Source organism: Deltaproteobacteria bacterium HGW-Deltaproteobacteria-4, from assembly GCA_002841765.1.
Lineage (GTDB): Bacteria > Desulfobacterota > Desulfuromonadia > Desulfuromonadales > UBA2197 > UBA2197.
In genome coordinates, this window is record PHAV01000029.1 from 1 (window position 1) to 8,317 (window position 8,317).

General features: G+C 53.4%; 6 protein-coding genes and 2 pseudogenes. 7 read left to right on the forward strand and 1 reads right to left on the reverse strand.

All coding sequences use genetic code 11. From position 1 onward, the window contains the following. Positions 1-113: 113 nt before the first annotated feature. The 7 genes and pseudogenes from CVU69_13695 (at position 114) to CVU69_13725 (ending at position 7,268) form a co-directional block, all read left to right on the forward strand. Positions 114-320 (forward strand): DUF4212 domain-containing protein, encoded by a 207-nt coding sequence (locus CVU69_13695; GenBank protein ID PKN11206.1) that lies wholly within the window; start codon positions 114-116, stop codon positions 318-320. Between the two features lie 57 nt (positions 321-377). Continuing rightward, positions 378-2,120, forward strand: coding sequence for a cation acetate symporter (locus CVU69_13700; GenBank protein PKN11202.1), 1,743 nt, complete (start codon positions 378-380; stop codon positions 2,118-2,120). 118 nt (positions 2,121-2,238) lie between these two features. Beyond that, positions 2,239-2,781 (forward strand): hypothetical protein, encoded by a 543-nt coding sequence (locus CVU69_13705; protein ID PKN11203.1) that lies wholly within the window; start codon positions 2,239-2,241, stop codon positions 2,779-2,781. 118 nt (positions 2,782-2,899) lie between these two features. After that, the gene (locus CVU69_13710; GenBank protein PKN11204.1) at positions 2,900-4,186 is read left to right on the forward strand and encodes a sodium:proton antiporter; all 1,287 of its coding nucleotides are present in this window, start codon (positions 2,900-2,902) and stop codon (positions 4,184-4,186) included. Between the two features lie 823 nt (positions 4,187-5,009). Continuing rightward, positions 5,010-5,351 carry a hypothetical protein gene (locus CVU69_13715; GenBank protein ID PKN11205.1) on the forward strand — a complete coding sequence of 114 codons (342 nt, stop codon included), beginning with the start codon at positions 5,010-5,012 and terminating at the stop codon, positions 5,349-5,351. A gap of 188 nt (positions 5,352-5,539) precedes the next feature. Continuing rightward, a complete protein-coding gene (locus CVU69_13720; protein ID PKN11207.1) occupies positions 5,540-6,211 on the forward strand; it encodes a TRAP transporter permease DctQ in 672 nt (223 codons plus the stop codon). Then, a pseudogene (locus CVU69_13725) lies at positions 6,208-7,268 on the forward strand (C4-dicarboxylate ABC transporter permease). The gene CVU69_13720 and the pseudogene CVU69_13725 overlap by 4 nt, the downstream one beginning before the upstream one ends. 550 nt (positions 7,269-7,818) lie before the next feature. On the opposite strand, the pseudogene CVU69_13730 reads toward CVU69_13725, so the two are convergent. Further along, positions 7,819-8,250: pseudogene (locus CVU69_13730) on the reverse strand (transcriptional regulator). Positions 8,251-8,317: the final 67 nt, after the last annotated feature.

An 8,317-nucleotide genomic window follows, 5' to 3' on the forward strand; every position in this document is an offset into this window, starting at 1 on the left:
TGGAAATCGGCACTCAATCAGTTTACGATCATCTTCGGCGACAGGATGCCGACTTATTAACCGACAAACCCATTTACACAAAATCCTTTACAGGCCCAAACCTGGTAATCATCATGGTTCACCTTGCCATCTGGTTTTTTGTGTCGTTTTTCTGCGGCATCATGGCCGTTGATCAACTCGACACTATCAGAATCGGTGGTTTTCCCCTCGGATTCTGGATCGCCAATCAAGGGTCGATCATCACCTTTGTTATTTTGATCTGGACCTATGTCGGGATGATGAACAGGCTCGACATCAAGTATGACGTGCACGAAGGGTAGTCACCCGGCAGGCCGCAGGATGACAACGAAAATTCGCTAACTTTATGAGGTGAAAATATGAGTATTCTGACTTGGACATGGATTCTTACGGGATTGAGCTTTGCCCTGTACATCTACATCGCTTATGCTTGCCGGGCTAAGTCCACCGGCGACTTCTATGCGGCCGAGCAATCGGTGCCGGCAGTCTTGAACGGTATGGCGACCGGTGCTGACTGGATGTCGGCCGCCTCCTTTATCTCGATGGCCGGTTTGATCTCCTTTATGGGCCGTGACGGCTCCTTTTACCTGATGGGCTGGACTGGCGGCTATGTTTTGCTTGCCATGCTCTTCGGTCCCTATCTGCGTAAATACGGCAAGTACACCATCCCCCAGTTCATGGCCGACCGTTACTACTCCAATACCATCCGCGTTGTCTCGCTGCTGTGCGCCATCTTCGTCTCCTTCACCTACGTTGCCGGCCAGATGCGCGGCGTCGGCGTCGTCTTCTCCCGCTTCATGGGCCTCTCCATCAACATGGGGGTCGTCGTCGGCATGGCGCTGGTCTTCTTCTATGCCACCCTCGGTGGCATGAAAGGGATCACCTACACTCAGGTCGCCCAGTACGTCGTCCTTATCACAGCCTACTTGGTTCCGGCGATCTTTATCTCGATGATGTTCACCGGTAACCCGATCCCTCAGCTCGGCTTCGGCTCGTCGATCACCGCCGAAGGCGCTGCCATACTGGGCGATCCTTCGACCCAGGGGAAATACCTCCTCGATGTCCTCAACGGTATCCAGTCCGATCTTGGTTTTGCTCAATATACCTCCGGCGTTCGCCCACGTATTGACGTCTGGTTCATCACCATGTCGCTGATGATCGGTACCGCCGGTCTGCCACATATTCTTATCCGCTTCTTCACCGTGCCGAAGATGCGTGATGCTCGTTCTTCTGCCGGCTGGGCACTGATCTTCATTGCTCTCCTTTACACCACGGCCCCGGCGATTGCTGTCTTTGCCCGCACCAACTTCGTCAAATCGATCCATAACGTCGAGTATACTAACGCTCCCTCCTGGTTCAAGAACTGGGAAAAGACCAAACTCGTCGCCTGGAAAGACAAGAACGGCGACGGCATCATGCAGATTGCCAAAGGCGCCTGGGATAGTGACAAGAGCACCAACGAAGTCAAGATTGACCAAGACATCATGGTCCTCGCCAACCCGGAGATCGCCAAACTGCCTAACTGGGTCGTCGGCCTGATCGGCGCTGGTGGTCTCGCAGCAGCTCTCTCCACGGCAGCTGGTCTCCTCCTGGTTATTTCCGCCGCTATTTCGCATGACCTGATGAAGGGTATTCTGACTCCTAACATGTCCGAGAGCGCCGAGCTCTGGTGGGCGCGTGGTGCAGCTGGTGTTGCTGTCTGTATCGCCGGTCTCTTCGGTATCTATCCACCGGGCTTTGTCGCTCAGGTCGTCGCCTTTGCCTTCGGTCTGGCGGCTGCCTCCTTCTTTCCCTGTCTCCTCATGGGGATCTTTAACAAGAAGGCGAATAAAGAAGGGGCGATTGCCGGCATGCTCGTCGGTATCATCTTCGTCGCCGCTTACATCAGCTACTTCAAATTCGTTAATCCGGCAGTCAATAATAAAGACGGCTGGTGGTTCGGCATCTCTCCCGAAGGGATCGGCACCGTCGGCGCCGCCCTCAACTTCCTCACCATGTGGGTTGTCGGCAAGTTTACCCCGGAACCGCCCCAGGAGATTCAGGACCTGGTCGGCAGCCTCCGTTATCCGGGCAAACTGGTAGTTCCGCCGTCATCTCATTAAGCTGTAATCTTTCACCTTTGTTCCTTCTGTGAACACTTCCCTCCCCCGCTTCGGGGGAGGGGAATTTTTATAAACCGCCCGCATTTTCTTCTCTATTCATCAGCGCAAGGAGTATGGTATGGATGTCGCCGCATCGACAATGGAGAGCAATGGAAACATGATCGTCAAGATGATTCGCCGCTTTAACGCTGCCATAATTTATTTCATTATGAGCATCAAGCTACGGGCAATCGGTGCGACCCTCCTCGGCAGTTTTGCCGGTTTAAGCCTGACCACCACCATCATCCCGACAGCCTTGACCACGATGCTGGGGATGGACACTTATTTAAGTCGCTGGGGGCTCGGCGGCTTTGCTGTCTACTCAATGATGGCCTGGGCGGTGGGCGGCTGGGCGGCACAAAGAAGCGGCAATAAAATGCTCGGCGCCATCATTCTCGGGATCGTCGGCCTCAGCACCGGTCTGCTCTTTATCGCCGTCGGTCTCGGGACGGAGATGAATCTGCTGGTGACCGGTGGCGGAGCGGGTCTTCTCTACGGCACTGTGGGTGGCCTGATTCTCGCGGATGCACTGCGCAGTCCGCCTGTCGATGAAAACGACCCTGATTCTGCCTCAAGAGGGACAATCGGTGGGATGGGAATCTTCCGCTATTTCAATAAATAGAGCCTCATGTAAGTCCCAAAAATGCCCACGCGGCTCAATAGAAAGAAAACAGAACATCTGCCATGTCTGCATCTGAAATTTTGAAAGACGCCTGCAATATAATATTCCGGAGATTGTCATGCTCACTGCTATCGTCGTCGTCTTTGTCATCGCCTACGCCGCCATCGCTCTCGAACATCCCCTCAAGATCAACAAGAGTGCTTCGGCGCTGATCGGCGCCGGCCTTCTCTGGACGATCTATGCCCTGTCGACTGGCGACCATCATCTCGTCGGAGAGCAGCTCAACGAATCGCTGGCCGCGACAGCACAGATCATCTTCTTCCTCCTTGGGGCCATGACCATTGTTGAAGTGGTTGACGCCCACAACGGCTTTGAAGTCATCACTTCACGGATCAAGACGACCAAACTTTCCACCCTGATGTGGCTGGTCGGTTTTATTACCTTCTTCCTCAGCGCCATCCTTGACAACCTCACCACCACCATCGTCATGGTTTCGCTGATGAAGAAGCTTCTTGACAAGCATGATGATCGTCTTTTCTTTGCCGGCATCATCGTCATTGCCGCCAATGCCGGCGGTGCTTGGACCCCGATTGGCGACGTGACGACGACCATGCTCTGGATCGGCGGCCAGATCACCACTTTGGCGATCATCAAAGGGGTTTTTATCGCCTCGTTGATCAATATGCTGGTACCACTGGCGATCACCAGTTATCTCCTGCGCGGTCGTGAAGTTGTCAGCCCGGCGCGTGAAGTCGAATGTGAAGATTCGGTTGTCACTACCCCCTTTGAACAGAATCTGATGTTTGTCATGGGCTTGGGGATACTCATTGCCGTGCCGATCTTCAAGACCGTCACACATCTCCCTCCCTTTATGGGGATCCTCTTCGGCCTTGGTATCCTTTGGCTGGTCGGCGAATTGCTGCACAGTAAGAAGGAAGAAGAACACAAGGAGCGATTGACGCTGGTGCGGGCCCTGCACCAGATCGATCTGAGCTCTATTGTCTTCTTCGTCGGCATCCTCCTGGCGGTGGCGACCCTTGAACATACCCACATCCTCACGAATATTGCCGGTTGGCTCAATAAAACCGTCGGTCGTGAAGATATCATCGTTGCCATCATCGGTCTTGTCAGTGCTATTGTTGACAACGTACCGCTGGTGGCGGCCTCAATAGGAATGTACAGCCTGGAGCAATATCCGCCCAACAGCTTCCTCTGGGAGTTCATGGCTTACTGTGCCGGGACCGGCGGTTCGATTTTGATAATCGGCTCCGCCGCCGGCGTCGCGGCGATGGGTCTGGAGAAGATCCACTTCTTCTGGTATGTCAAACGGATCAGCGGGCTTGCGTTGGCCGGATACTTCGGCGGTATCGCTGTCTATATTGTGCAGTACCGCCTTCTTCATTAAAAATCAATCTGTTAAAGGTTACTGCCACCCGAAGGGAGGGTTGATCAGCGACAATTAAAACTCCCGCCCGGGAAATATAGTTGACGTCGATCACCCCATGCCACTAAATTTGCAACAGGGGGACGCTATCTATATACACTAGGGCTAAGGCCGTAAGCCCGACAGACTCCTGTTCTTCGTAGAAACCCTGTATTTGAATGACAAGCCAGTGGCACCCGATCAGTTCCTGGCTCCCGGCGTCCGGCGCTACCCCTTCCTGGTCATCGACATCGACGTTGAAACCTACGAAATCCTGGCCGTCACTCCTGTCTCGGGGGATAACGCCTGGGGTTGCTTGCCGATGCCCAATTTCTGAGTTCGGTGGAATGAGTCCGCTGTAGGGCGCAATGCTTGCGCCCGCCTTGTTATCGTCAAACGTCCACCTTGCTCCGGCGATGGCGAAAGGGGAGCAAATAAACCCGTATAACCGAAGCTATATCCATAACCACATACTGATCTTGTCATTCATTAGTAAACATCAGCAGATGCTGAGAAAAATGGATATAGCTATAACTTGCGACATACCCATTTCTCCTTTGCTATGATCCTTTGCGTTGTTATTCTGAAGGAAAATAGACGGGTTAAGTAGTGTTCTTGTATTTGGCATCATTATTGCTGACAGTGATTGCTAGCATCGGTGTCACAAGTTAGCATTTGTTGGCAAATTTCAGGCGACGGAATATTTCCCTTGGCGGTTTCAATGCAGCATCAACATGGCAAATCAATCACTGGCTGGACAGGACTACTGGAAACACTCCGGTATCGCGGGCGGCTGCCTATCGTCATGTTTCTGTTGTCGTTTGCCTTGCTCGGCGATCTGAGTGCCATTGCTGCAGATCTCTCGCACCACTGTTCAGACAACCGCCTGAAGCACGCTGAACTTTTATCGGAAATCAGCGGACAGGAGGTCGCCACCATCCCCTTCGAGAGACGCGAATTTCGCGAATCTTGCGAGCCCGCTAACAGCTCGATTTTTGTCAAGAAGTTACTCAAACTTTCCGATTTTTTAGTACCTGCTCTTAACGCTTATCTTTCGCTAAAACTCATCCCGCCAACCGCAACAACCTCGCATGATAACCTGCATTGCCTGCTACGTTACACCCCACGCCCTCCTCCATTGGCCTGATCAAGTCACTCCCAAAACTACCCAACCACAGTTTAACCACATTGGAATTCTGACCATTTCGTCATCGCGGCACGATTGCGTCCTGCACACTAGGTGTACCTGTTCGCGAAGTGCCTTTGACGGGCTCTCTGGTCAGCAACGGCATTTTTTTCTTCCTCAACCTTTCACCGTGGAGTGAACAACAGATGATGAAATTTCTTGACCACCTAGAAGAATGGCTGGTCGCCTCGCTGATCGCTACCGCGACCATCATTATCTTCATCTCGGTGGCCCACCGTTATGCCAGCGGCCTCGCCATCCCCGGCGTGCAGGACTGGCTCCTCAGCCTCAACATGAGCTGGACCCAGGAGCTCTGCATCTACATGTTCATCTGGATGGCCAAGTTCGGTGCTGCTTATGGAGTGCGCACCGGTATCCACGTCGGCGTCGATGTCTTCATCAACAGCTTGAAAGATAAGGCCCGCGCCAAGTTTGTCGTCATCGGCCTCTCCGGCGGCGCCCTCTTCACCTTTATTATCGGCTCCCTCGGGGCCAAATTCGTTTGGGACGTCGGCATGCGCTTTGCCGTAGCATCGACCTTTGGTTTTGACTGGCCCGATCTCACCGAAGGCCCGGTCTCCCCGGATCTCGAATGGCCGGTCTGGATCTTCTATTCCGCCATCCCCCTCGGCTCCTATCTCATGTGTTTCCGTTTCCTCCAGGTCATCCGCAGCTTCATCCGGACCGGCGAGCTGCCGCATCATGACCACGGCCATGTCGACGGCCTTGATGACGAAATCCCCAAGGATGCCACGGAGGCACTGGAAGCGTACGAAGAGCACAAATTTGACCGTGCAGGAAATTCTGGAGGTAAGTCATGACCGCATTGATAATTTTCGGCCTCCTTGCCGTCCTCATGCTCACCGGCATGCCGATCTCCATCTCCCTCGGTCTGACGGTACTGACCTTCCTCTTCACCATGACCACGGTACCGATCGAGGCAGTGGCACTCAAGCTCTTTACCGGGATTGAGAAGTTCGAGATCATGGCGATCCCCTTCTTTATACTCGCCGGCAACTTCCTCACCCACGGCGGCGTTGCCAAGCGGCGCCGTCGATCGTCATGGTCATCTACGCCGTCTCCACCAACACCTCCATCGGCAAGCTCTTTATCGCCGGCATTATCCCCGGCCTTCTCCTTGCTTCCATCCTCTTGACGGTCACCTGGCTGGTGGCCAAAAAGCGCAACTATCCGCGACTGCCGAAAGCGAGCTGGACGATGCGTCTGCGCTCGATGCGTGAGTGCATGTGGGGTCTCTTTCTGATCGTCGTCGTTATCGGCGGCATCTACAGCGGCATCTTCACCGCTACCGAAGCAGCGGCGATGAGTGCGGTCTACGCCTTTTTCGTTGCCGTCTTTATCTACAAAGATATGAAGCTCAAGGACGTGCCGAAGACTCTCCTGGCGTCGGCGAATATGTCGGCGATGATCCTTTACATCATCACCAATGCCGTGCTCTTTTCCTTCCTCCTTACCTCGGAGCAGATCCCCCAAGAGTTGACCTCCTGGATCACTCACTTGGGCCTCGGCTCTGTCGGCTTTTTGATCATGGTCAACCTGCTCCTCCTAGCAGCCGGCAACTTCATGGAGCCCTCCTCCATCCTCCTCATCACCGCCCCCCTCCTCTTCCCCATGGCGATGCAGCTGGGGATCGACCCGGTCCATCTCGGGATACTCATGACGGTGAACATGGAGATCGGCATGATCACCCCGCCGGTCGGACTCAACCTTTATGTCGCCTCGGGGATTTCCCGTCTCGGCCTGACCGAGACGACCAAGGCCTGCGCGCCGTGGATTCTGGTGATGATGGCTTTCCTGATGCTGATCACCTATGTGCCGGCGATCTCGCTGTGGCTGCCAGGGATCCTTTTTAAGTAATCAACTAGGCAGTTACAAAGTAAACACACACGACGAAGCCCAAAATTCTCTGGGGCTTCGTCGTGTGTGTGTGGTGTAATATGTCAAAAGATAGACGCTAATCAGGTAGTTTTTAATAATTTAAGGCAGTAATGTCCGGTTAGGCATTACAATATGTATTGTCGAGTAAAAAATAGTATAAAAACGACTAGTTATGAAATTTTTCCCTGACAATTCCGGCGACTTGAGGGGCCTCGAATTTTCTATACCAGATTTTAAGGGGTTTACAGAAATGTCACTATTAACTCGTTGTTTCGCACCCGGCTCAATGCTCACCGATCGCCCGATTGTTTTACCCCTTTAAATCGGCTCTCGACCAAGTTCCGGTTCTGGTGGCCCGAGGCAATCGCCCCTTGCTGGCGACATTTGAAGATCAATTGAAGATTGTGACCTACTACCACCCTGAAGAGCATTCTTCGGGTCGGCATCTGCTTCAGGTCTTAGCCCATATTCCAGCTACACTCAGGAATAAATTAAACGGGGTGGCCCGCTATCAAGGCCGCCTAACGGATTAAAGCTTTATATTGGTTTTCAGAGGTGTTTCCTGCTTCGCCATAAACAGCTCAATGCTCTCCCGATTCCTCCTGAACGGGTTATTTCTGCCAGACAACCAGTCCGCCAACTGTTCCGGATCGCGATTCATCTGCTTGCCGAGCTGAATTAAATTGAGGCCGCAGCTCTTTTTGTGTTAGGCAAGTTGACCGATCAGGTCGTCGGGACAGGGGGTGGGATTCGTGCCTAGGAAGGTGATGATCAGTGGTTGATAACGCAGCTCCGGCTCCGTTCCATGCTCCCAATTCCAGACCGAGGAGGTGGTGACACCGATGATTTGAGCGACATCCTTCTGGTGCAGACCGAGTTCAAGGCGGCGTCGCCGGAGGTGATCTGCGAGAGTGGCGGGGGCGGGTAAAAGTTCTAAAATACTGGGAATATTCAGTGGAATTGAGAGGTTGTACCCGAAGCGATTTTCGCTGAAATAGTAGGAAAAGGTACACGCAACGCTGTCCCTG

Bases quoted from the DNA above. Each gene is read 5' to 3' on its own strand.
- CVU69_13695 (PKN11206.1), top strand. From the start codon at position 114: ATGGTTCACCTTGCCATCTGGTTTTTTGTGTCGTTTTTCTGCGGCATC.
- CVU69_13715 (PKN11205.1), top strand. From the start codon at position 5,010: ATGTTTCTGTTGTCGTTTGCCTTGCTCGGCGATCTGAGTGCCATTGCT.
- CVU69_13700 (PKN11202.1), top strand. From the start codon at position 378: ATGAGTATTCTGACTTGGACATGGATTCTTACGGGATTGAGCTTTGCC.
- CVU69_13710 (PKN11204.1), top strand. From the start codon at position 2,900: ATGCTCACTGCTATCGTCGTCGTCTTTGTCATCGCCTACGCCGCCATC.
- CVU69_13705 (PKN11203.1), top strand. From the start codon at position 2,239: ATGGATGTCGCCGCATCGACAATGGAGAGCAATGGAAACATGATCGTC.
- CVU69_13720 (PKN11207.1), top strand. From the start codon at position 5,540: ATGAAATTTCTTGACCACCTAGAAGAATGGCTGGTCGCCTCGCTGATC.